This is a genomic window from Virgibacillus carmonensis (genome assembly GCF_057836705.1).
Genome location: NZ_JBYQFJ010000018.1, coordinates 1 through 24,186, shown reverse-complemented (window position 1 = coordinate 24,186; position 24,186 = coordinate 1). Strand labels below are relative to the sequence as shown.

Genomic DNA, 24,186 nt, shown 5'->3' with positions numbered 1-24,186 from the left:
TTATCTATTTCAATCATTTATAGGAGGGCTGCTAAAATGAATACTGATCCAATCATTGAAAATGAGGCACCAACTGCTCATAATAAACCAACCGCACCAACCACTTTTAAAGGTAAACTAAAAACGGTGGGTCCTGGATTTATAACCGCTGCGACTGGTGTAGGTACTGGTGATTTAATCGCCGCTTTAGTTGCTGGGGCTGCTTTTGGTACAACGCTAGGGTGGGCTATTCTTCTCGGTTCCATTTTTAAATTTTATTTGACGGAAGGAATGGGACGCTGGCAACTGGCAACCGGAAATACAATCCTTGAAGGATGGCATTCACTGGGAAAATGGGCAACAGGTTATTTTGGAGTTTACTCGATCCTTTGGGGATTTAGTTATGGTGCCGCGGCTATGTCAACTAGTGCGATTATGATGGTAACGATGTTTCCGATTATGCCTTTGTGGGCATGGGCAATTATCCATGGACTGGCCGGAATGGCACTGGTTTTAACAGGGCGTTATAAGCTGTTTGAAAAAGTAATGACAGTCATGATCGGTATTATGTTTGTGACAGTTGTTGGGTCGGCAATAATTCTCGTCCCAGATATCGGAAATGTAATAAGTGGCTTTGTTCCACGGACTGGCGACAGCTCTATGTTACTCGTTTTGGGATTGCTTGGTGGTGTAGGAGGTACAATTACAATGGCCTCATACGGATACTGGATTAGGGAAAAGCAATGGGAAGGAAGATCTTGGGTTCCAATGATGAGAATGGACTCCGCTGTCGGGTATATCATTACAGCGATTTTCACATTGTCCCTATTAATCGTTGGGGCAGAATTCTTGTATGGAACCGGTATTGAAATTGGCGGAGAAGAAGGATTAGTAACCCTCTCCAGTTTATTCAGTGAAGAGTTTGGGTCTTTTGCCCGTTGGATGTTTCTAATCGGTGCATGGTCTGCAGCCTTTTCTTCCTTGTTGGGTGTTTGGAATGGTGTCCCTTATCTATTTGCCGACTTTGTTCGCTTGATGCGCAAAAAGGAAAATCGTTCTGATAAACCTGTATCAGAAAAAGATCCAGCATACCGTGCTTATCTTCTATGGCTTACTTTTCCGCCGATGATTCTATTGTTTTTCGGTAAACCGGTGTCACTTGTTATCATTTATGGTGCACTTGGAGCTTTGTTTATGCCATTTTTGGCTATTACGCTGCTCTACCTCCTAAATACGAAGCGGGTGGGTAAGGAATTTAAAAATGGTTGGATATCAAATATTGTTTTAACAGGGTGTGTCGTCTTATTTGGATACCTTGGAATAATTGAACTAATTGATATGTTTTAAAGGAGGAGCTTGAGGAGCATGGTTTATGATTTTGCCATTATCGGTGGAGGAATTGTCGGGCTTTCTGTTGGAATGGAAGTCAGTAAGAGGCATCCTGATGCATCGATTTTAGTATTAGAAAAAGAAGCAGAACTTTCGCTTCACCAAACTGGAAGAAATAGTGGGGTAATTCATTCCGGTATTTATTACAAACCTGGAAGTTTAAAGGCAGAATTGGCGCGAAAAGGAAATCTTCAATTAGTTGAGTTCTGCAAAAAACATGGGATTCGCCACGATATCTGCGGTAAAGTAATTGTAGCGACGAGTGAAGATGAACTTCCGTTGTTGGAAGATCTTTATGATAGAGGTCTCCAAAATCAACTTGCGGTCGAAAAGATTTCGGTTGAAGAACTTAGTAGAATTGAACCACATGTTAAAGGGATTGCAGCGATACGTGTCCCGAGTACTGGTATTGTGAACTACCGGGAGGTCGCAGAAACTTTTGCAGATTTGATTCAACAAACTGGAGGAGACCTTGCATTAAATACAGAGGTTCAAGATATCATTACCAAGCAGGATAGTGTAGAACTAAAAACGAACAAGGGTGTCTATCACAGCCGTTATCTGATTAATTGTGCTGGTTTGTTCAGTGACCGGATTGCACAAATGGCTAACATAAAAACAGATATGAAGATTATTCCATTTCGCGGTGAATACTATGAATTGAAGCCTGAGAAACGTCACCTTGTTAAGCATCTCATTTACCCAGTGCCTAATCCCGATTTTCCGTTTTTAGGTGTTCATTTTACCAGAATGATGGACGGCAGAATCTTAATCGGACCGAATGCTGTCCCTAGTTTTAAACGCGAAGGCTATAAAAAAACCGATTTCCATTTCAAAGACTTTATGGAAGGCACAACTTATCCAGGATTTTTGAAAATGGCGCGGGGCAATTTATCGGAAGGATTAAAAGAAATTTATCGTTCTTATAGTAAGAAGGCTTTTATAAAAGATGTGCAACGGTTCATTCCGGATATTGTGGAAGACGATATCAGACCAGCAACATCTGGTGTTCGTGCTCAGGCTCTTGATCATGAAGGGAACTTGTTGGATGATTTCGCTATCATACAGGATAGACGAGCTGTCCATGTTTGCAACGCCCCTTCACCAGCAGCAACAGCCTCCATTGAAATTGGAAAAGAAATCGTTAATTATTTCGAGAAAAGAGTTCGTGTATAAAAAAGTAATTGGAATGTGTTTAAAAAAGAAGTGAGGTTAAGCATATTCAACCTCGCTTCTTTCGTGTATAAAGGTAAATGGAAGTTGATCGTCAGGGTAGCCAAGTTGATCGGCTAAACACCAAAGTCGATCAAGAGCCCTCCCGAGTTGATCGACATGTTGAAAAAGTCGATCGGCTGCAAGGGAAAGTCGATCGACACACTCATTCTTTAACCACCAAACACCACAGGATTATTCGAAAATACCCCATCCACGCCATATCCCACTAATTCCTCATAACGTTCAACAGAATTCACCGTATACGGGTAAACTTTAAATCCATACGCTTTACAGTTTTCTACAAATTCACAATCGGTGTAAACATTATTCGGATGAATGCTACTTATGTTCAGTCCACTTTTCTTCGCATATTCCCAAGCACGCAAAATACGATAGTAGAACAACATTCCTAGCTCAACGTCAGGTGCTAGCTGTTGGACCTTTTCAAGTGCAAAATGGTCAAATGATGAAATAGTCAGATTGTCTAACCGATCATACTTTTGCAAGCAGTCCAACAAAATTTTTTCAATTCCTGGATAAATAACCGGTATGTTCTTAATTTCAACATTCAGCTTTACATTCGAAGGGCAAATCTCCAGGACTTCCTCAAGGGTTGGCAATGCAAGACCTTTGAACACCTCTGAAAATACAGATCCTACATCAATTTGTCTTACTTCTTCCAGGGTGAAATCCCGTATGCGGCCATTTACATCTTTATTATATTTGGAAAATGTATGGTTATGGCAAACAACAAGCCGATCATCTTTTGTAAGCTGAACGTCTAATTCGATAGCTTTTGTGCCATGATCCAGTGCTTTTTGAAAAGCAGGCAATGTATTTTCTGGTGCTTCGGTTAATGATCCTCGGTGTGCAAAGTTTAAAACCATTATCAACCACTCCTAAAAAACCTTTTTGAACCGTACTTTATTAAATCATATCATACAAGTAGATCATGATTTTAACTTTTTCAACACGGGAACTTTCCATATAAAAAGCATGCCAGCATATAGAATGAAAACAGTTACCGTTGTATATATTACTTCAATCCACTGGTTATTATGCTGGAAAAGTGGATCCAACAGACGAATAACGAGCATAATTACGATAAATATGGAAAGTAATTTTCCGAACAAAATCACCCCGTGCTTAATGGATATGGAATAGATGGAGCGGATTTTAAGGAGCATAAACGAAACAGTTACAACCATGGAGATACTTGTAGCCAAGGCGACCCCGGCAATATCCATGAAGGATGATAAATAAATACTTAAAACGGTATTAACAACGAGTCCAATTAAACAGGAATAAAGTGCGATGCGAAATTTATGAACAGCATACAATGCATTCAGGAAAAAGTCGCGCAGTGCAAAGAATGGGAGGGCGATCGTGAAGAAGAAAAATGCCTGTGACGTTAACTGTAATGCGCGTGCATCAAAAACACCACGGCCATAAGCCATCCCGACTAAATTCTCCCCTTGAGCAAGCATCACACATTCAAATGGTATGGCAAAAATAAAAACCAGAAAGACACCTTTTCGTATCAATTTAAGGAAGACTTCCATATTGTCTGTAGCTTTTTCTACAAGTGTAGGATAGAAAATAGTAACAATCGGCATCAACATGATACTAAGTGGAAGCCATAACAGGCGGTTGGCATAGTTAATTGCTGCGACACTTCCCGTTTCTAAATAGGACGTAACAATACGGTCAACTACATCGTTCAATTGCATGACAATAGCTGCCAGAATGACTGGGATAAATAACGCTAAGGTAGTTTTTATTAGGTTACTCGTTGTAGTCAGTCGAATGGTGAATGTGAACCCAGTTTTATGCAGGGCTGGATATTGAACAAACGTTTGAATGATAGTTCCAACAAGCACACCGACTGCCACTCCGACGATTCCATATACTGTAGTTAAAAAGATGATGGCAAGGATAATAACACTATTCTGAACTACTGGTGATAGTGCTGGGATAACAAATTGTTTATTCGCATGCAGGAGTCCTGTTGAAATTCCGTTTATGGTTAAAAGCAAAAGGCTTGGAGCTAAAATACGCGTTAACACCACAGCTTGTTCCGTCTGTTCGGGCGTAAACCCTGGCGCTAGAATCTGTATGGTTAGCTCTGCAAATAAGAAAGTGGCCATACTAAGCCCAATACCAATCCAGATAAAAAAGGAACCAAGGACATGTAACTTTTCATTCGCCATCTGAAGCGAGCGATTCTTATCCTTCATATAAATAGGGATAATCCCTGCCTGAATCGAAGTGCCAATCGCGGTGAACAAAACAATTGGGATGATCGAAGCTACAAAGAATGCATCTGCAGTACCAGTTGTACCAAAGTAAGCTGCTATTAATGCCTCGCGTGTGAACCCCAGCAATTTCCCGATAATCGAAAAAATCGTTAAGATGCTAAATGCTTTTATCATGTTATTCATCAAATAGCCGCCTCTGATTAAGCGCGAATCCAATTGCAAGGTAAAAATAGAGTGTAAATGTTTTGTCCTCTAACATGGAATAGAATGCACTACCAATTAAACCGACGAGCAATAGGAAAAATGCATATGAGCGCCATGTTCTTTTTGCTAGTTGGTATATAAATAGTAACATGAATACTGTCCCGATAATTCCTGTCTCAACAAGAATCTGCATATATTGATTGTCCGCATACATACTGGACGGAATATCATATCGATCATAAATAGGTGATTCAAATGAAACTGTTGCTGAGCTACCGTATGTACCAAATCCACTTCCGGCTATTGGGTGATCGACAAAAATTTGCAGACCTTTTTTAACGACAAATACACGTCCGCCGCTTGCACTTTGTTGGATGCGTTTTTCGGAGAACATATCAACAAATCGTTCAGATGTCTCCTTCCCCATATCTTCGGTAATTTGATCGATAGGGAAATAGACCAATGCGATTGCAAATGAGAAAAATAGGGCTGTTTGGACAAGGTAATGGCCCTTCTTTTTCATTAAACTAAGTATGAGAAGGGCAATACCAAACGCTATTAATGTTCCTCTTGAATACGTTAACAGAATGGTTCCAGCTATGATGACAAGCCCTACGTTCAACAATACCGAATAGTTTGGAGCCAGCTTTCTTAAATAAAGCGTTAAGAAAAATACGATCATTAAATAGACCGCTAAGACATTCGGATTAGCAACCAAGCCATATATTCGATCACTGTTGACGGCAGCTAAATCCCAGTTTTGCCAAGCTTCAGGAACAAGTAAGGTCCGGTGTGACAGTTTTTCAATGACTCCATGAATCGAAAGGATACACCCCATGAAAAAGGATGTCCACAAAACATGGCGGACGTCTTTTTTTGTGATGAGCATTTCGCCTACAACAAATAGAAGCAATACTGGTATAAGAAAGGCCCTAATTTGCATTAGTATGGCAATTGGAATTACACCTGTAAGTAATGCAGATACAGACCCGATTAGAAGAAACAGGAAAAAATAGAGTGTGAATCGATAGCGTGTAACAAGTGATTTTTTCCGCCTGATAACCGTTTTTGAAAAAAGCACAAGGATCACGATATCCCCGACAAATCGAGTAAATGGAAAAATTTCAACTAACAATGGCCTTATCGGAAAATAAATGAGAAGAAAAATAAGTCCACATTTCGTAAAGCGTGTCATCTTAAACACCCCCAATCCTCATTATGTACAATTCTTACTCAGATTATAATAAACCCATAAAATGGTTATCCTAACTAAGGACATCATACAAAAAAGTGAGTGAAAGAGTCCTATGAAAATACTTCATTTAAATGCAGGAAACGAAACTGGCGGTGGGATGCACCATATTCTGAGTCTACTGGACAAGCTGAATCGAGAAGAGTTTGTGCTAGGAGTGTTAGAAGAGGGTGAAATGCTGCATCGTGCGCGAAATCTAGGTATCGAAACGGTTCACTTTGCTAGTCCAAAAAAGCTAAGTATCCCACTTATAAAGAATATTGTTACCTATATAAAAGAACAACAGATTCAAGTTATACATACGCATGGACCCCGTGCAAATGTTTACGCTAAACTCTTAAAAAAATTAGTATCTTTCCAATGGATCGTAACGGTACATAGTGATCCTTTCTATGACTTTCGTGGGAAAGGATTGTATGGTGAATTTTTGTGCCGCTTACATACAAATGCAATTAAATGTGCGGATCGCGTCATCGCAATCTCGTCACCCTTCCAAACGATGCTGGAGGAAAAGGGGGTACAACCCACTAAAATTAAGACCGTACTCAATGGAATTGATTTTCAAAAAAACCTGCTGGATAACTATGTGCGTTCAGATGTTGGCTATAAGGAAACGGATTTTTTATTCTTGATGGTTGCGAGGCTTGAAAAGGTCAAACAACATAAACTTGCATTAAAATCTTTTGCAGATTTATTATACCTGCATTCCCAATGCCGGTTACTCTTAGTAGGGGACGGTGCACTGCGGAGAGAACTGGGGCTTGAAGCGGCAAGGCTAGGCATTAGCGAACATGTTCACTTCCTAGGACACTGTCAGGACGTAGAATGCTTTTACAGATTAGCGGATGTGACCATACTCACATCCGCTAGTGAAAGTTTCCCACTCGTTTTACTTGAATCTGCGAGAGCTGGCACACCAGTTATTTCGACAAATGTGGGCGGAGTAAAAGAATTAATTACCGATCCTTCAATTGGGTGGCTAGTAGAGGAATCAGATATTACAAAAGCCATGAATGAAGCTATATTTTTAAAAAAAGAGGGTAAGTTACAAGTAATGGGCGAAAAGTTGCATCTCCATGCTTCTAGTAAATTTTCGTTGGAGATTTTTGCCGAAAACATATATAATGTATACTTAGATATGGAAATGTAAAGAGCAAAAGCGTATGCGCCTGTTCAGCGACGTATGGACTGATCTATCAAATAAAGGAAAGCCAAGAGTGTTCATCTTTTGTTGCTTGACTTATTGAAGATTAGGGAGGGAAATCCGCTAGTCGCTGGAGCTGGACGTGGCTGCTTTGTAAACTATCCACAACGTTTTCGTATATGTTATGTCTTATATGAAAAATGAGGTGCAAAAATGATTGAAATTACTTTACTTGCCTCGTTAACGTTACTAATATCATTACTTTTAACTCCACTTTTAATTAAATTTGCATTGAAAATAAACGCGACGGATAAACCAAATTATCGTAAAGCACACTCTGTTCCAACACCAACCCTTGGCGGTATTGCAATTTTTATAAGCTTTCTTGTCGGATTGCTCATCTTGCAACCATCTAGTGATTACCATGCAGCTGTTGTCACTGGTGCGTTCATCATCATTATTATGGGAATCTTTGACGATTTGTACAATCTGTCAGCAAAAACCAAATTTATTGTACAAATTGGTGTAGCTTTATTGATTGTTTTCTGGGGCGGACTCCAAGTTGAATTTATTAATTTGCCATTTGGTGGTCAAATCGAATTCGGATTTCTTAGTTCGATTGTAACCATCTTTTGGATCGTTGGAATCACCAACGCCATTAATTTAATTGACGGATTGGACGGACTTGCTGCAGGTGTTTCATCTATTGCATTATTTACTATTGCTGGTATGGCTGTGTTAATGGGTGATGTATACGTTACAACGATGGCACTTATTTTATTTTTTAGTACAATAGGATTTTTAAAATTTAACTTTTACCCTGCAAAAATTTTTATGGGTGATACGGGAGCATTATTTCTCGGTTATATGATTGGGGTACTGGCACTGCTCGGATTCAAAAATATTACAATTGTGTCGTTTGTCATACCAATATTTATTCTTGGAGTGCCCATTTCAGATACATTAATTGCGATGGTAAGAAGACGGGTCAACAGGCAGCCGATGTCCAGTCCAGATAGCTCACATCTGCATCATCGATTAATGAAATCTGGCTTTACACATAGACAAACAGTGTTATTTATTTATTCACTAAGTGGAATGTTCAGCTTAGCTGCCTTCTTGTTTTCGATGACAACCTTATGGGGTTCGATTATCATCATGTCTGTTGCATTACTGGCGATTGAAGTGTTGATTGAAAACTTAGGTATGATTAATAACGACTTTAAACCGCTGACCAATTTTGTAAAAAGCTTACGGCAGAAAAGTTAATACGTGGATAATGCATGAAGCACAATTGGCATTTCACCGCCACTTAGCGAGCGACTATTTCAACAAAAAATAAGAGCCTAAATCGTTTATGATTTAGACTCTTATTTTTTAGTATGTTGTTGTGCTTTCGGTTTCTTTACCATCTGATGCAGAAACTTTATCTTCATTATTATTCTCATAACGTTTTGCTGTAGCGGGATCAATTTCCAAATGACGCTTCAATAACTCTTTGGTTTCTTCAAGCGCGATTTCATCTAATTTCCAATAGTACGTATCCGTAGGCTGATAATTAGTACCTTCAAGTGTAAGTGTATCAATGTCTAAATTTCCGGTTCCTGTTCCATAAGCAATGAAACTTTTCATTTCATCGAAGGTCATGTTGGTTGTCATATTTTCACCAAGTGCCTCAATAATATTGTCGTATTTAAGAACCGAGTTTAATGACGTTGCCTTACGAACAACAGACTTGATAATTTCCTGCTGACGTTTCCCACGTTCAATGTCGTTATCATAATGTCTAGTTCTAGCAAGAGCTAGTGCTTCTTCCCCATCTAATTCCTGTTCGCCAGGTAAAAGGTGGATAGCCTTAGCTTTATCGTTTGAGTTTTGTTCATATAATTCATAAGGAACATCTACAGTAATACCATTAACGGCATTTACAACATCAATAAATGCATCAAAATTAACTTTCACATAGTAGTCCACTGGAATTTCAAGCAGGTTTTCTACCGTTTTAATTGTTGCATCCGGGCCACCAAAAGCATGGGCATGATTAATTTTTGTCTCATAGTCAACCTCAGGAATATATACCAAAGAGTCACGCGGAATACTTACCAGTTTAACACTTTTATCTTCAACGTTAAGAGTAGCAAGCATCAACGTGTCTGATCGCGCATTCCCTTTATTGTTGCGGACATCACTTTGGTCAACACCAATTATTAACACAGAGACATTATCTTCTGCTGGATCTACTGCTTCATCACGAAGTTCCGATTTAGCTCGACCATCGTCCTTGTATGACTCTGAAAAGACAGAATCAGCTTTTGTATATAAATATGCTGCATAGGTAAGTAAGCTAATAAAAAGTACTAAAACAGGAACTAATATAAAATAAGCGCGTTTGCGTAATTTTCTTTTTCTACCACGTTTGGCTGTTCGGCTTTGCGTTGATTTTTCTTTAGACATATAACATTTTCCCCTTTAATTTCCTAACGTTTGAAATTATCTTTGGAACAAACTATATTAATACTATAAAAAGTAATCATTCATGTTACCATAAATTTTATTTTTATACATGATTTTTGAAACATTAACCTTTATTTTACTATGAATATGCCTATTCGTAAATTAATATTTTATTACATTTCTGTAAGAAACGATTACAATTGCATGATTTACTATTAATATAGACGTTTAAGAAAGAAAAAAGTTTCTGTGAAAGGTTGCCTAAAATGAACGAAAAGGTACAAATAATGGATGTAGAATTTTTCAACACAACACAAAAGGATTTCTTGAACGGGCACCTCTTTCCAAAACTGATGAATCAAGAGAAATGTTTTGTTGTCACAGCAAACCCTGAGATTGTGATGAAAACACGTGCAGACCAAGTTTATAAGAAATCAATTAGTAGAGCAGATTATGTTATACCAGATGGAATCGGTATTTTGATGGCAGCTAAGTATAGGAAACAGCCGCTAAAGGAGAGAGTGGCTGGATCTGATTTAACCTTTGAATTATTAGAATATGCAGAAGCGCACAATTTAAGCTGTTACTTCTTGGGAGCATCAGAGCAAGTGAATGAAAAAGTGGTAACTGAGGTGGATCGGATGTATCCACAGTTAACGATTGCCGGTCACCATCATGGATTCTTTGACCTTGATGATGCCACGGTTGTCGATGAAGTTCGTGCGGCAGAACCTGATATTGTATTTATAGCACTCGGACTTCCACGCCAGGAAAACTGGATTGCCAAACATTTGGATGAATTTAAGAAGGGCCTATTTATCGGTATCGGCGGAACATTTGATGTAATCGCAGGTGAAGTCAAACGTGCCCCAAGGTTTTGGATTAAGTTAAATTTAGAGTGGCTATATCGATTAATCAAGCAGCCATGGCGATTTAAGCGGATACTAAAGGTGTTTGAATTTATGATGAGGATTGTGTTGAAGCAGGGTAAGTAGTGGATACGTGTGGCAAAGATGCAGATGCGATTGTGGTGCGCGACTTCTGGCAGGTGTTGAGCGAAACGTGTCGGTCAGTGCACGAAATTGAGTGGTCGAAGCGCGAATTCATTACGTTGGTGCGCGGTTCAAACAACGTATTGCGCAATCGCGCGGTGAAAGTAGAAAGTCGCGCAACTCAGAGTGTGAATCGTGCATCGATACTCTGAAATCGCGCAATGCGACGGTCAGAACGTGCATCAACCATCCGAAATCGCGCACCACACACCATTTTATAACTATTTAATAAAAGGCAGGACAATCAAGTTCAGTTTTATGGTATAATTTTTTAAATCATATAAAGGGGGGTAGTGTTCAGGCATTATAAAAAATATACTAGGTTAAGGAGCAAGGTATGATAATAAAAAAACGAACAACCCCGATTGAAATCATCAAGTTAGAAGCGGTTATTCCTAGGCTTTCACCGTCTAATAAAAGAAATTTAGAAAAAGATCTTTCTAATAGAAGAAAGGGTCATGATGGTGAGTTGAAAACTGATCGTTATACCACAGCGCTTCTAAAAAATAACTTCACAATACTCTACGATGTATACTTGCATAACAAAGGTTCTTCCTTTCAGATTGACACGCTCATCATTGGTCCACACAGCATTTTTGTCGTAGAAATCAAGGATTTTTCCGGCACGCTTTTATTCAACTTCCTCACAAATCAATTTACTCGTACGTATAACAACAAGGTAACTAGCTTCCGTAACCCCATCATCCAAGCTACAACAAACAAACTCCAACTAACTGAATGGCTAACAGATCGTAACATCACTGGTATTCCTATCTATTCACTTGTGGGAATAAGTGACCCAAGTACTATTATTAAGGTAATTCCTGAAGACAGAGATATATCTACTATCGTTATGCATGGAGAGTATATCCCACATCAGGTAATTAAAATTGATGGCGAATTGGAAGGTGGAAAAAGGCACCTCCATCTGAAGATTGGGAAGTTAATTTTGAAGGAGTGTAAAGTTTTTGATTTTGATCTTCAGAAGGAATATAGCATTTTACTGAATCAAATTTTGGGAGGAGTGCAATGCCCTGGCTGTAATAGATTTGGTATGAATCGAAGGCACAGTGGCTGGAAGTGTATATACTGTAGCCACCTATCAAGAGATGCACATGTAAAGGCACTAAATGATTACTTTTTACTTGTCAAACAGTGGATAACAAATAAGGAATGCAGGCAATTTTTAAAGTTAGATTCTCGGAGTATAGCGACACGAATATTAACATCTTTTAACTTGGAATATGAGAAACAAAATAAACGCTGGGTTAAATAATACTGAGGTTCTCTAAAGCTTAATAGCGCCCTAAACCGAATGCAACAATTAAGAGTTAGCGTTATGTATAAAACAAAGCGCGCGATGGCGGTGGATATTCGTGCATGGAATCACGCGTCGCCCGGCTAAAGTCGCGCAACACAGTAATCAAATCGCTCATCTTCCAGCCGAAGTCACGCGCTAACGCACCAAAATAGTCGCAGCAGGTGGTTTTGCGCGAATTCAAGCCAGTGGTGCGCGAATCAGAACTGTCATCGCGCGAATTCAAGCTATGATTGCGCGATTATGACGTTATAGTCTAATCTATAAAAATTATTCTTGCAATAACAAAGTTAGTTCCGTATAATAATTTTTAACATTAAAAGACTTGGATGAGGAAAAGTAGGATTTATCGTTTTTTACAGAGAGCTTCGGTTGCTGGAAACGAAGTAAAAGTGGGAATCTGAACAATGGCCTCGGAGTTTCGCGCTGAACATATCAGTGATACTAGTAGGTTCCGACGAGATTTGGTACTCGTTATCAATACCACAGTATAAAGAGTCTGATGACTAACGTACTTGATGAGGCTGTATGTGTGAGCATACAGTAAAGTAAGGTGGTACCACGTTAATTTAAACCACGTCCTTACCGTTTATTCGGCGAGGGCGTGTTTTTTTAATTTTTCAAAAAACCAACACATAATGGAGGGCTTCAACATGAGTAAAAATTTAGTTATACAAACAGACTTTGGTCTTAGCGATGGTGCGGTGAGTGCAATGTATGGGGTAGCAATTTCTGTTGAACCCACTATTCGAATTTTTGATCTAACACATGATATTCCACAATACAATATTTGGGAGGCTTCTTATCGATTGTATCAGACGATCACCTATTGGCCAGAAAATACAGTATTTGTTTCAGTGGTTGATCCTGGGGTAGGAACCGATCGTTTAAGTATTGTGGTAAAAACAGCAGATAATCAATATATAGTGACACCAGATAATGGTACGTTAACTCATATTAAAAAACATATCGGAATCGTTGAAGCACGTATAATTGATGAAAATCGTAATCGCTTACCAAGGTCAGGGGAGTCATACACATTTCATGGCCGTGATGTTTACGCTTATACAGCTGCGCGTTTGGCCACAAAAGTCATATCTTTTGAGGAAGTTGGTCCGAGTATTGATGTAGGTGAGATTGTAGAATTGCACAACCCAATAGCAAGTATTGAGGAAGGAGTAATTAAAGGGAACATTGATATTCTTGATATTCGATTTGGTAATCTTTGGACGAATATTGGCCGTGAATTGTTTGAAAAAAGTGGTATTGAATATGGTGAATCTCTTGAAGTTACAATATCGAATAGTACGAATCAACTATACAAAAATAGTATGACATTTGGACGTTCGTTTGCGGATAGTCATTTGGGAGAACCGCTGCTTTTCGTGAATTCATTAGATAAATTAGGAGTAGCAATTAACCAAGGTTCGTTCGCAAAAGCTTACGATATTGAGACAGGAGCAAACTGGAAAGTTTCTATTAGGAGAGTTTCGAAAAGGTTTTAATAAGGGATACAATGGAGTACTCAACTTGATTAATATCTTGAAATCCAAAAACTGAAGCGTTTGGAACAGGTCTTAGAAGTTTAAACATGAGTTCATCAAATGCGAACGTTTATTCTCATTTTGCTATTATTCAATATAGTATTATGGTAAAATAAAACTAGCAACTACATAGGTATTGCGGGCGGTTGGCCATCTTCCTAATTTCTTAAGTTACTTAAGAGGGAGGTGGTAGGATGACGACATTCGAAGCATTAAGTTTAGTAGCACAATTTGGTTTAGTCCAAATAGCTACGATTACTTTAATTGTAACTTTTGTCGTTTACCTAAACAAAAAGAAGTAACCGCCCCCACCCTTGGTCGCGTTTACTTCTTTTAGGTAATTACAGCTAGATCGTTGGCCAACTGCTCTTAATTAATGCAGTTAGTGGTTGCTGGTGCCGAGTAGTTAGCGCTACTCGGTACCTTATTATAAGTATATTATAGTTTCAAATAATTATACTGTCAATGTGTTTTGTTTATTAGCAGACCAATTGCCCTTGATAGGTTTACCATGCATTTGACAGCAACATACTATTTTCTGCTAAAGCAGAAAACCTTCTATTATAATTACTATCGTCACCAAGCAAAAATGGTGGCGCTTTTTTTATTTTTATTTTCGTGCCACCTTTCCTGCCTTCCTTTCGATTGTAATGGTGAAAGGAGGTGAGGCACATGGCTATAGCAAATATGACGAATTCGACGCTTCGTTTAGTTTTCAACGAAGGAGTTGACCCAATCTCAGGGAAGGAAGTTTTTAAAACAAAAAGCTTCAGTAATGTCAAAACGGTAGCAACAGCGGATCAGTTATATGCAATCTCAATCTTACTTGAGCCATTGCAGCAGCGTTCACTTTTCAAAATTGAACGTACTGACAGTTCCGAATTGCGTCAGGCGTAACGATACGTAAATCTAAAAGAAAGGAGGGATTCTGATGGCGAAAAAATTAGAATTGAAGTTTGAAAACCAAGACGGAAAAGTGGTAACGTACACACTTGATAATCCAGTTGAACCAGCTGATGCGGTCGCAGTGCAGACTGCGATGGATGAAATCATCACCCAAAACGCATTCACTTCATCTGGCGGCGATCTTGTAATGAAGAAGAGCGCTCGCATTGTCGAGCGTAACGTATTAGATATTGAATTAGCTTAATGAAAAGGACCAGCGACAAGAATAGTATTCTGGCGCTGGTCCTTATTATTTAAATTTGGAAGGGGGGAAATTCGCTTTTCTCCCGAACTATAAAAGGGTCTTACCAATAGGACCTAAATTAAATTAAAAAGGAGGAAATGAAATGGAAACCTGGATGTCATTCGTAACCGAAGTTGGCTTTCCGATTGTGGTGACGTTTTATCTGTTACATCGCATCGAAGGAAAGCTCAATGACTTAATCGAATCAATCCACGCATTGCCTGATAAAATGGGTGGTTAACAAGCGTAAACTTCGGCCGCGGCTGAAGTTTTTTTAATGGATAAAAAAATAGTCGTATTAAGCTGATCGTTAAAACCTCAAAGTCGATCGCAACGATTGAATAGTTGATCAGGACCACAAGTAAGTTGATCGAGTACATCGAAGAGTTGATCCCTATCACCTTGAAGTCGATCGTCGCCATTAGAAAGTCGATCGTCCGAAGCAGAAAGTTGATCGGGAGCACTAGTAAGTCGATCGAGCACCCCAAAAAGTTGATCCGCAAATAATAGGTTAATCAAAATCCACTTGGAAAAAATAAGTTGATTGTCCGGAACAGAAAGTTGATCCGTATCACCTTGAAGTCGATCGTCGCCATTAGAAAGTTGATCGTCCGAAGCAGAAAGTCGATCGCAAGCACTAGTAAGTTGATCGAGCACCTCAATAAGTCGATCGTCCGAAGCAGAAAGTTGATCGAACACCCCGAAAAGTCGATCGCCACGCTCCAAGGTTTGGACGATTCTCTCGTGGCTGGATATCATTGTTAATAAAAATTTCAAATAATTGTATACAATTACAAAAACATTTTGTATAATCTTATTAACGGTTTAATAAAGGAAGTTTTCCGTAAATCAAATTGACAGCAGTAATAGTGGTAAGGAGGAAAGAATATGAATGAAAAAATCCAGAAGCATCTTTCACAAATAGAAGAAGAAATAATACATATTAGACGCCATTTACATCAACATCCAGAGGTAAGTAACGAGGAGGTAGAAACGTCTAAGTTGGTTCAAAATAAATTAGCGGAATTTGACATCCCTTTTGAAACCGGTTTTGCTGAGAATGGTGTACTCGGTATTATCAAAGGTGATAAACCAGGGAAAACGGTAGCGCTCCGTGCAGATATGGATGCATTACCAATCCAGGAGTTAAATGACCATGCTTATACGTCGATACATGAAAATGCTATGCATGCATGTGGTCATGATGCACATACGGCCATGTTGCTTGGTGCAGGGTTTATTCTCAGGCAAATGAAAGAGGACATCCATGGTACTGTTTTACTTGTTTTTCAACCAGCTGAGGAGAACTCGCCAATTGGGGGAGCACAGGTCATGTTGGATGATGGAGTATTTGATACATATAAACCGGATGTAATTTTTGGACAACATGTCTGGCCAAATCTCCCAGTAGGGACCATGGGAATTCGCGATACCAAAATGATGGGTGCTACCGACCGTTTTAAATTGGTCATCAAAGGTAAGGGCGGCCATGCTAGTATGCCGCATCAAACAAGTGATTCTATTGTAACTGCTGGACATATGATAACGAGTTTGCAGACAGTGGTCAGCCGTAATGTCGATCCGCTTGAAGCCTCCGTTCTAACAATCGCAAAAATAGAAGGTGGAAGTACACACAATGTGATCCCAGATGGCGTAATTCTGGAGGGTTCCATCAGATCTTATTCATCAGATGTGAAAAAAACGCTTAAGGAACGCTTCCATACAATTGTGGAGCACACAGCCTCGATGTTTGAAGCCGAGGTAGAAATTGATTATTTGGATGGGTATCCTGCAACAATCAATACACCTGAATGGGCAGCATTAGCACGAAACTCAGCTCAAAAGGTCTTGGGGGAAGATGCAACACCAGACGTTGAACCGTCATTAGCCGGAGAAGACTTTAGTCGGTTTTTACAAAAATATTCTGGAGCCTTTATCTGGCTTGGAACACAAATTGAAGATAAGGAAGAACAGAAAGCCCTGCACAATCCACGTTTTCAACTAAATGAAGATGCATTACCAAATGGAAGTGCATGCTTCGTTCAAATAGCGCTAGATACATTAGAAGAGTTAGGAGAGGAGTGATTTCATGCCAGACAAATTTGTTGAGAAAATGGTTCCAGCATTAACGGAGTGGCGGCGGACCTTTCATCAGTACCCAGAGCTTGGTTTTATGGAATATGTAACAACATATAAGCTTGGTAGAGAACTAGAAGATTTAGGATTCAGCGTGCATATTGGGAAAGAAGTTATGAAAGAAGAATCAAGATTGGGACTGCCTTCTGATGCTGAACTGCGAACACAGGAAGAGGAAGCTTTAAAGCACGGAGTTGACGAGACATGGCTTGAAAAGATGCGTGGTGGATTCACTGGTCTTGCGGCTACATGGGATACAGGGCGCAAGGGTGACCATGTTGCTTTTCGGTACGATATCGACGCACTCCCGATTAATGAAGCAAAGGAAAACCCACATATTCCCTACCAAGATGGGTTTGTTTCTGCAAATGATAACGTCATGCACGCTTGTGCTCATGATGGACATATGACTACTGGCCTTGGTGTAGCAACATTTATTGCAGAAAATCAGAAGGATCTAAAAGGTCGATTTACGTTGCTTTTCCAACCAGCTGAAGAAGGTGGCAGAGGGGCAAAGGCGATGACTGAAAATGGTTGGCTGGATAATGTGGATCATTTTTATACTGGCCATATTGGAATCAGTTCACTTCCCATTGGAACAATTGCTGCTACAATAAAAGGCTTTTTAGCAACGACCAAGTTAAATGCGAAATTTTCAGGTGTTGCTTCACATGCTGGGATGAAACCTGAGGTGGGAAAAAATGCGCTGATAGCCGCAACAACAGCTGCAACACAATTGTACACAATTCCGCGGCATAGTGATGGCATAAGCCGCGTAAACGTTGGGAAAATCGTAGCTGGGAGTGGACGAAATATTATACCTGATAAAGGACATCTAGAGATTGAAGTTCGCGGAGAAACAAAGGAAATTAACCACTACATGCTAGAGGAAGCAAAACGAATAATCGAAGCGGCTGCTAACATGTATGACGTTTCCGTTGACTTTGAAGTTGTCGGTGGGGCAGAAGAAATCAATTGTGATGATGATGTAATTTCCATCATTGAAAAAGGAAGTAGCTCATCCAGTTATCTGAAAGAAGTTCTGCCGAGTATAAATGTTGCTGGTTCTGAGGATGCAAGCTACATGATAAATAAAGTGCAAGGTGCGGGTGGAAAAGCAACGTATATGCTGTTTGGCACTAAATTAGATTATCCACACCATCACCGATTATTTGATTTTCAAGAAGAGGCGTTAGCTGTTGCATTAGAAACGTACGTAGCTATTTTAAAGGGGGGATCAAGCAAGTAATTAAAATAATAGAAACAGGTGAAGAACATGAACGTACGAATTGGCGTCATTGGCCCAGCCGATTCGATCGAGCGGATAATGTATGTCGCAGAAGAATTTAGTGACGTGGAATTTGTTCCATTTATTTACGAAGAGCTTACGGAAATAAACGAAATGTTAGAAAAAAATGTAGATGAAGTTGATCAATGGTTTTTCTCTGGTGTACTGAACTTTACGTACGCTATGGAAAAGCAATTGATTACAAAGGATAAAGGAAGTTTTCCTCCCTTACATGGTTCCAGCTTTTTTGGAACATTGTTGGAAGCACAATTAAATGAAAAGAAAGTTTATGAACAAATCAGTATCGACACGATAACAAATGAAGAAATAGATAAAATTTTATCCTATTATAACCTGGAATCATTGCAGTATTATAACTCACCATTTAAAGGGTATAAATATATTACTAGTTTCGTAGACTTCCATAAAAAGTTGTATGACGCGGGAAAAATTGAGGTAGTTATTACGCCAATCAAAGCAACCTATTATGCATTGAAAGAACTTGGTATTCCGGTTTATCGCGTAACGCCATCATACCTTTCGATAAAATTTACGATTGAACTGTTGCGAGAACGTGCGCAGTTGAACCGTTATAAAAATTCTCAAATGGCTGTGATCGGTTGTAATGTTGCATTTAATTTAGATAAACAGAATGAGTTATATTATTCTTTTAAAATGAAACATAACGAACTAGATTTAAAGCGTTCCCTGTTATTGTTAACAGAAAAAATGAATGGATCGTTAATGCAATTAGGTGATGGGCTGTTCTTTATTTTTACAACACGCGGGGAGATTAACCCGGAAACGGAAATGGATTTATTTAATCTGATAGAAGACGTAAAGGTTCAATCCAATATAAAAGTAGGAATCGCTGTTGGCTTTGGCGAAACAGTCTCACAGGCTGAGCAAAACGTTCGGTATGGATTTCGTAACAGTAAAGATACCGATAAATCTACTATATTACTTATTGATGAAAATCAATCTGTAACAGTAAAAAACGCCAAACAAGCAACAATCTCGTACAATACGATGGAAATCGGCAAGGATCAGTGCGGCGTTAATCCAGGTGTTGTTTCAAAAATTCAATCTTACGCAAAACAGTACAATCGTAGCGAATTTACCGCGCAAGATGTATCGCGCTGGTTACAAAGTACGGAACGTAACGGGCGCCGAATTCTTACAACCTTGGATCAAGCAAGCGTTATTGAACAATGTGGAACAGCCAAGCCGTTTGAACGCGGAAGGCCCCGGAAGGTTTATCGATTTAAATAAAGTGATCTTTTAAATAGAAAGGGTGTAATATATGTCAGCTAAAGGTAGTGAAGCTAAAAAATCAAGGATGTCTGGTTTCCTAAATGTTATTGAAAAGGTAGGAAATAAGTTACCCGATCCATTCATGCTGTTTGTGTATTTAGCAGTTACGGTAATCGTTTTATCCTGGATAATTTCTCTTTTTGATGTAAGATTTACAGTACCAGGAGCTGAAGAAGAATTAGTCATTAAAAGTCTGTTAACTGGGGAAGGATTACAGTATATACTAACCTCCATGCTTGAAAACTTTGTCGGTTTCGCACCACTGGGAATTGTTTTGGCAATGATGCTCGGTATTGGTCTAGCCGATAAAGTAGGACTCCTTGAAACAGCTATCAAGAGTACTATTTTGAAAGCTCCAGCATCACTTATTACATATGCAGTGGTTTTTACAGGTATATTAGGGAATATCGCGTCAGATGCAGCATTCGTTATTATCCCGCCACTTGCAGCGATGGTATTTTATAATGTTGGCAGGCATCCACTTGCCGGATTAGCTGCTGGATTTGCTGGTGTAGGCTCCGGTTTCACTGCCAACCTGATGATTACCGGAACAGATGCTTTGCTATCAGGGATTTCCACTGAAGTTATGCAAACAATCGATCCAGATATTGTTGTAACTCCAGTAGACAACTGGTACTTCATGATTGTATCCGTAGTCTTCCTATCTATTGCAGGGGCAGTTGTCACAGAAAAGTTAGTGGAGCCGCGACTTGGCAAGTACGAGGGTAAGGTGAAAAAGGAATTTGAAGCGGTTACAGCTTTAGAAAAGCGCGGATTCCGAAATGCGGTCCTCGTTGGCTTAGCTTATATAGCTTTAATCGCACTAGTTATATTTTTACCAAACTCACCGCTAACCAATGAACAAGGCGGAATCGTTCCATCTCCTTTCTTAGATGGGATCGTACCACTGATTTTAATCTGGTTTATCGCAATAGGTGTAGCATATGGTGTCACAGTTAAGAAAATTGAAAGCTCCCGAGCTATTGGAAAATATATGGGAGAAGCAATGAAAGATATGTCTGGGTTTATCGTATTAATATTTGCAGCAGCCCAATTTATTGCCTATTTCGAATGGACCAATATGGGTTCATGGATAGCGGTTAGTGGAGCAAACTTTTTAGAATCACTAGGATTTACCGGACTTGCGGCTGTAATAGGTTTTGTATTATTGACAGCAGTAATGAATTTGTTCATATTTAGTGGTTCTGCTCAATGGGCACTGGAAGCCCCAATCTTCTTGAAAATGTTTTACTTCCTAGGATATGAACCTGCCTTTATCCAGGCATCGTATCGTATTGCAGATTCATCAACCAATATCATTACGCCGATGAATCCATACATTATTATCGTGCTAGCCTTCATGCAGGAATATGACAAAAAGGCCGGACTTGGAACCTTAATAGCACTAATGTTACCGTACAGTGTCGTATTCTTAGTAACCTGGATTATCCTATTACTAGGCTTTGCATTACTAGGCATCCCATTTGGACCTGGAGTGGGAGTTTACTTATAACTTGTAAATTGTGTTTTACCTGCATCCCTTATTGGGGGATGCGGGTTATTTTTTTTGATGGGGTGGCGGGTGAGAGTACGGTGCGGATTGACTTTTTGACGGTGCCGATCAACTTCAGGGTGATGTGGATCGACTATTTGACGGTGACGCTCAACTTTAGGGTGATGTGGCTCGACTTTTGGATGGTGACGCTCAACTTCGGGTTGATGTGGCTCGACTTTTTGACGGTGACGCTCAACTTCGGGGTGGTGCGGATTGACTTTTTGACGGTGCCGATCAACTTCGGGGTGGTGTGGATCGACTTTAGGGTAATGCGGATCAACTCTCTGGTTGTGACGATCAACTTGAGGATGGTACCGATCAACTTTTTGTTCTGGACGCCCTACTTATTTTTCCAAGCAGATTTTGATTAACTTTACATGCTAGAGTTTCAGAAACTTCCATATTATATGATATAATCTTTTTAATTAAATATGAAAGGGGTAATTTATGATTATTAAAAAACGACCTATTCCTGTTGAATTACGCATATTGAAGGCACTAGTAAATAGGTTGCCACAATCATACAAAGGGCGACAGAGGCTAGACAAAGATTTAGCAAAGAGCCAAAAAGGATTTGATGGTGAAAAAGATGTCGATCGCTACACTGCTTCGCTTCTGCAAAACAACTTCACGATACTCCATGATGTTTATCTCCACAATAAAGTTTCATCCTTCCAGATCGATACGTTAATCATAACACCACATCGCATCTTCGTAGTAGAAATTAAAAATTACCGTGGCATTGTAACCTTTGACTTCATTCTAAATCAATTCTACAGCACATATAAAGGCCAAGTTACTGGCTTTCGTAACCCCATCACACAAGCTACGACAAATAAACTCCTATTAATGAACTGGCTTAGTGATCACAATATAATGGATATTCCAATCTACCCACTCGTTGCAATCAGCAATCCAAGTACGATTATAAAAGTTATCCCTGAAAACAGAGATATATCGGATGTAGTGATGCATGGAGAGTATATGCCACAACATGTAATGAAAGTTGACCGTGAGTTTGAAGGTGAAAAACGAATTCTTCATCAAAAAATAGGTGCTCAGATTCTAAGTGAGTGCAAGGAATATACTATAAATAGTAAGTGGGTTTACGGGATTGATCCGAAAAATATAGTAGGTGGGGTGCAGTGCCCTGAATGTGGGAGGTTAGGGATGCAACGACAATATAAATTTTGGGAATGTAAGTTTTGTAATGTGAAGAATAATAACTCCCATATCACTGCACTACAGGATTATACCTTATTGATTAACCCATGGATTAGTAATAAAGAATGTATGGAATTTTTGCAAGTAAAATCCCGACATTTGGCGACAAGGCTACTTAAAACATCCAATCTTATCTATGATCCAATAACAAGAAAATGGAATAAAAGACAATTTAACAAAAAAACAGGTTGGTAAAAGAAGTTGATCCTCAGAACCAGAAAGTTGATCGACCAGCTGGGTTAGTCGATCGTAATTACCAGAAAGTCGATCGGAACGGATTGGAAGTTGATCGTGGTGACCAGAAAGTCGATCGGAACGGATTGGAAGTTGATCGTGATGACCAGAAATTCAATCGGAAGCCGACACACCACTAGCTGAGTTTTCAACTAACACCTGAATCTCCTTAGTTTACTATGGTATAATTAGAATAAATCCATGAACGGAACAAGGGGGATCCTTCCATGCAGCGTGGTACTTTCCAATTAATGAAGTCAGTTAATAAATCTATTATTTTAAATAAAATTCGTATGGCTGAACCGATTTCAAGGGCGCAAATTGCGAAGGAGACTGAGCTCACTCCGCCAACGGTTAGTGGTATTGTAAAGGAATTGATTGGGCAGGGAATTGTACGGGAGAGTGACCTTGGTGTATCTAAAGGCGGTCGGAAACCAACGATGCTGCTCATAGACAGTGATGCTTTTTATGTTATTGGTGTGGATGTTGGACCTGAAACTGTGGAATGCATTCTTACTGATTTATCGGGAAAAGTTATGAAGCGGGCAGAAAGCAGTATAAATACGCCGTTAACGAATGATCAATTTATCGCTATTTTAAAGGAAAACATACATAAGGTTTCACCTACCAACAATGAAAAAGTCTTGGGTATTGGAGTGGCGATGCATGGTGTTGTAAACGTTGAAACAGGTACCTCACTTGTGGCGCCAAACCTAAACTTAACAAACATTCCTATAAAGAATGAGCTTGAAGAAGAATTTAATTTAATTGTCCAGGTTGAGAACGATGCTAGAGCAATGGCACTTGGGGAGTCATGGTTTGGTGGACATGGCGATGTGGAAAGTATGGTTGCGGTTAACCTTGGGCACGGGGTTGGAGCGGGGATCGTATATAAGGGAAAGCTTTACCATGGTGCACAGGATATTGCTGGTGAACTTGGCCATATGACAATTGATATAAATGGCGAAATTTGCGAATGCGGAAATCGTGGTTGCCTGCAAACCTTTGCTACTAGCGAGGCAATAGTAAAACGAACGCGTGAAAATATGACTAACATCCCAGACAGTCTAAGGGCAGAAGAGGTATATGAGCGCGCACTAGCTGGCGAGCAAGAATACAGTAACATCCTGGAGGATATAGGGGAGATCATTGGAGTAGGATTAACCAATTTAATTCATCTTGTTAACCCTGAAAAAATTGTGTTGGGTGGCGGGGTTATGAAAAGTGAAATATTCATATTGCCAGCTATTAAACAAACGATTGATCAACGTGCGTTAACAGCTGATGCAAAGCGGACGGACGTGTCAGTGACAAAACTTGGTGACGATTCCACACTGCTTGGTGCAGTTTCATTACTTTTAATCGAATTGTTTGCTCCGGTGTAAGAAAAGCGTAAGCGCCTTGAAAGACACGACAAGCATAAGCAGAGCGGTGCAG

Annotated in this window: 24 protein-coding genes and 1 other annotated feature; of the genes, 19 read left to right on the top strand and 5 right to left on the bottom strand. The window is 39.5% G+C overall.

What is annotated here, in order from left to right:
* Positions 1-36: 36 nt before the first annotated feature.
* Positions 37-1,326 carry an Nramp family divalent metal transporter gene (locus AC3G7N_RS14040; protein ID WP_489422796.1) on the top strand — a complete coding sequence of 430 codons (1,290 nt, stop codon included), beginning with the start codon at positions 37-39 and terminating at the stop codon, positions 1,324-1,326.
* Between the two features lie 18 nt (positions 1,327-1,344).
* The gene (gene lhgO / locus AC3G7N_RS14035) at positions 1,345-2,544 is read left to right on the top strand and encodes an L-2-hydroxyglutarate oxidase (protein ID WP_489422795.1); all 1,200 of its coding nucleotides are present in this window, start codon (positions 1,345-1,347) and stop codon (positions 2,542-2,544) included.
* A gap of 209 nt (positions 2,545-2,753) precedes the next feature.
* Here the strand turns inward: lhgO and AC3G7N_RS14030 are convergent, their stop codons facing one another.
* From AC3G7N_RS14030 to AC3G7N_RS14020, 3 genes are all read right to left on the bottom strand, one after another.
* On the bottom strand, positions 2,754-3,470 hold the full coding sequence (locus tag AC3G7N_RS14030; RefSeq protein WP_489422794.1) for a glycerophosphodiester phosphodiesterase: 717 nt from the start codon (positions 3,468-3,470) through the stop codon (positions 2,754-2,756).
* Positions 3,471-3,533: 63 nt separating this feature from the next.
* The gene (murJ, locus tag AC3G7N_RS14025) at positions 3,534-5,024 is read right to left on the bottom strand and encodes a murein biosynthesis integral membrane protein MurJ (protein ID WP_489422793.1); all 1,491 of its coding nucleotides are present in this window, start codon (positions 5,022-5,024) and stop codon (positions 3,534-3,536) included.
* The gene (locus AC3G7N_RS14020; protein WP_489422792.1) at positions 5,017-6,240 is read right to left on the bottom strand and encodes an O-antigen ligase family protein; all 1,224 of its coding nucleotides are present in this window, start codon (positions 6,238-6,240) and stop codon (positions 5,017-5,019) included. The genes murJ and AC3G7N_RS14020 overlap by 8 nt, the downstream gene beginning before the upstream one ends.
* Before the next feature lie 112 nt (positions 6,241-6,352).
* Between AC3G7N_RS14020 and AC3G7N_RS14015 the strand changes: the two genes are divergently transcribed.
* Positions 6,353-7,447, top strand: a complete 1,095-nt coding sequence (locus tag AC3G7N_RS14015) for a glycosyltransferase family 4 protein (RefSeq protein WP_489422791.1) — start codon at positions 6,353-6,355, stop codon at positions 7,445-7,447.
* A 207-nt stretch (positions 7,448-7,654) separates the two neighbouring features.
* The gene (locus tag AC3G7N_RS14010; protein ID WP_489422790.1) at positions 7,655-8,710 is read left to right on the top strand and encodes an MraY family glycosyltransferase; all 1,056 of its coding nucleotides are present in this window, start codon (positions 7,655-7,657) and stop codon (positions 8,708-8,710) included.
* 108 nt (positions 8,711-8,818) lie between these two features.
* Here AC3G7N_RS14010 and AC3G7N_RS14005 read toward each other — a convergent pair whose 3' ends face one another.
* On the bottom strand, positions 8,819-9,895 hold the full coding sequence (locus AC3G7N_RS14005) for an LCP family protein (protein ID WP_489422789.1): 1,077 nt from the start codon (positions 9,893-9,895) through the stop codon (positions 8,819-8,821).
* A gap of 266 nt (positions 9,896-10,161) precedes the next feature.
* Here AC3G7N_RS14005 and AC3G7N_RS14000 point away from each other — a divergent pair, with 266 nt between their 5' ends.
* The 7 genes from AC3G7N_RS14000 (at position 10,162) to AC3G7N_RS13970 (ending at position 15,239) form a co-directional block, all read left to right on the top strand.
* Positions 10,162-10,890, top strand: a complete 729-nt coding sequence (locus AC3G7N_RS14000) for a WecB/TagA/CpsF family glycosyltransferase (RefSeq protein WP_489422788.1) — start codon at positions 10,162-10,164, stop codon at positions 10,888-10,890.
* Between the two features lie 394 nt (positions 10,891-11,284).
* Complete coding sequence (locus AC3G7N_RS13995; RefSeq protein WP_489422787.1) at positions 11,285-12,223, top strand: nuclease-related domain-containing protein; 939 nt, start codon at positions 11,285-11,287, stop codon at positions 12,221-12,223.
* 359 nt (positions 12,224-12,582) lie between these two features.
* Positions 12,583-12,852, top strand: a binding site (T-box leader).
* 66 nt (positions 12,853-12,918) lie between these two features.
* The gene (locus tag AC3G7N_RS13990) at positions 12,919-13,770 is read left to right on the top strand and encodes an SAM hydrolase/SAM-dependent halogenase family protein (RefSeq protein WP_489422786.1); all 852 of its coding nucleotides are present in this window, start codon (positions 12,919-12,921) and stop codon (positions 13,768-13,770) included.
* A 233-nt stretch (positions 13,771-14,003) separates the two neighbouring features.
* Positions 14,004-14,111, top strand: coding sequence for a putative holin-like toxin (locus AC3G7N_RS13985; RefSeq protein WP_489422785.1), 108 nt, complete (start codon positions 14,004-14,006; stop codon positions 14,109-14,111).
* Between the two features lie 370 nt (positions 14,112-14,481).
* Complete coding sequence (locus AC3G7N_RS13980; protein ID WP_489420096.1) at positions 14,482-14,706, top strand: DUF1659 domain-containing protein; 225 nt, start codon at positions 14,482-14,484, stop codon at positions 14,704-14,706.
* 34 nt (positions 14,707-14,740) lie between these two features.
* On the top strand, positions 14,741-14,959 hold the full coding sequence (locus AC3G7N_RS13975; RefSeq protein ID WP_489422784.1) for a DUF2922 domain-containing protein: 219 nt from the start codon (positions 14,741-14,743) through the stop codon (positions 14,957-14,959).
* Between the two features lie 142 nt (positions 14,960-15,101).
* Positions 15,102-15,239: a YvrJ family protein gene (locus tag AC3G7N_RS13970; RefSeq protein WP_489422783.1), complete on the top strand. Its 138-nt coding sequence runs from the start codon at positions 15,102-15,104 to the stop codon at positions 15,237-15,239.
* Between the two features lie 77 nt (positions 15,240-15,316).
* On the opposite strand, the gene AC3G7N_RS13965 is transcribed toward AC3G7N_RS13970, so the two are convergent.
* Positions 15,317-15,757 carry a hypothetical protein gene (locus AC3G7N_RS13965; protein WP_489422782.1) on the bottom strand — a complete coding sequence of 147 codons (441 nt, stop codon included), beginning with the start codon at positions 15,755-15,757 and terminating at the stop codon, positions 15,317-15,319.
* Between the two features lie 129 nt (positions 15,758-15,886).
* Here AC3G7N_RS13965 and AC3G7N_RS13960 point away from each other — a divergent pair, with 129 nt between their 5' ends.
* The 8 genes from AC3G7N_RS13960 to AC3G7N_RS13925 all read left to right on the top strand — a co-directional run bounded on the left by AC3G7N_RS13960 (position 15,887) and on the right by AC3G7N_RS13925 (position 24,134).
* On the top strand, positions 15,887-17,083 hold the full coding sequence (locus AC3G7N_RS13960; protein WP_489422781.1) for a M20 metallopeptidase family protein: 1,197 nt from the start codon (positions 15,887-15,889) through the stop codon (positions 17,081-17,083).
* A 4-nt stretch (positions 17,084-17,087) separates the two neighbouring features.
* Positions 17,088-18,383 carry an amidohydrolase gene (locus AC3G7N_RS13955; RefSeq protein WP_489422780.1) on the top strand — a complete coding sequence of 432 codons (1,296 nt, stop codon included), beginning with the start codon at positions 17,088-17,090 and terminating at the stop codon, positions 18,381-18,383.
* A gap of 27 nt (positions 18,384-18,410) precedes the next feature.
* On the top strand, positions 18,411-19,694 hold the full coding sequence (locus AC3G7N_RS13950; protein WP_489422779.1) for a hypothetical protein: 1,284 nt from the start codon (positions 18,411-18,413) through the stop codon (positions 19,692-19,694).
* A gap of 31 nt (positions 19,695-19,725) precedes the next feature.
* Complete coding sequence (locus AC3G7N_RS13945; RefSeq protein WP_489422778.1) at positions 19,726-21,249, top strand: AbgT family transporter; 1,524 nt, start codon at positions 19,726-19,728, stop codon at positions 21,247-21,249.
* Between the two features lie 38 nt (positions 21,250-21,287).
* Positions 21,288-21,662 carry a hypothetical protein gene (locus AC3G7N_RS13940; RefSeq protein WP_489422777.1) on the top strand — a complete coding sequence of 125 codons (375 nt, stop codon included), beginning with the start codon at positions 21,288-21,290 and terminating at the stop codon, positions 21,660-21,662.
* A gap of 76 nt (positions 21,663-21,738) precedes the next feature.
* Entirely contained in the window at positions 21,739-22,710 is a 972-nt protein-coding gene (locus AC3G7N_RS13935; RefSeq protein WP_489422776.1) for a nuclease-related domain-containing protein, read from the top strand.
* Entirely contained in the window at positions 22,704-22,889 is a 186-nt protein-coding gene (locus AC3G7N_RS13930) for a hypothetical protein (RefSeq protein ID WP_489422775.1), read from the top strand. Before AC3G7N_RS13935 ends, AC3G7N_RS13930 begins: the two co-directional genes overlap by 7 nt.
* Before the next feature lie 87 nt (positions 22,890-22,976).
* The gene (locus tag AC3G7N_RS13925; RefSeq protein WP_489422774.1) at positions 22,977-24,134 is read left to right on the top strand and encodes an ROK family transcriptional regulator; all 1,158 of its coding nucleotides are present in this window, start codon (positions 22,977-22,979) and stop codon (positions 24,132-24,134) included.
* Positions 24,135-24,186: the final 52 nt, after the last annotated feature.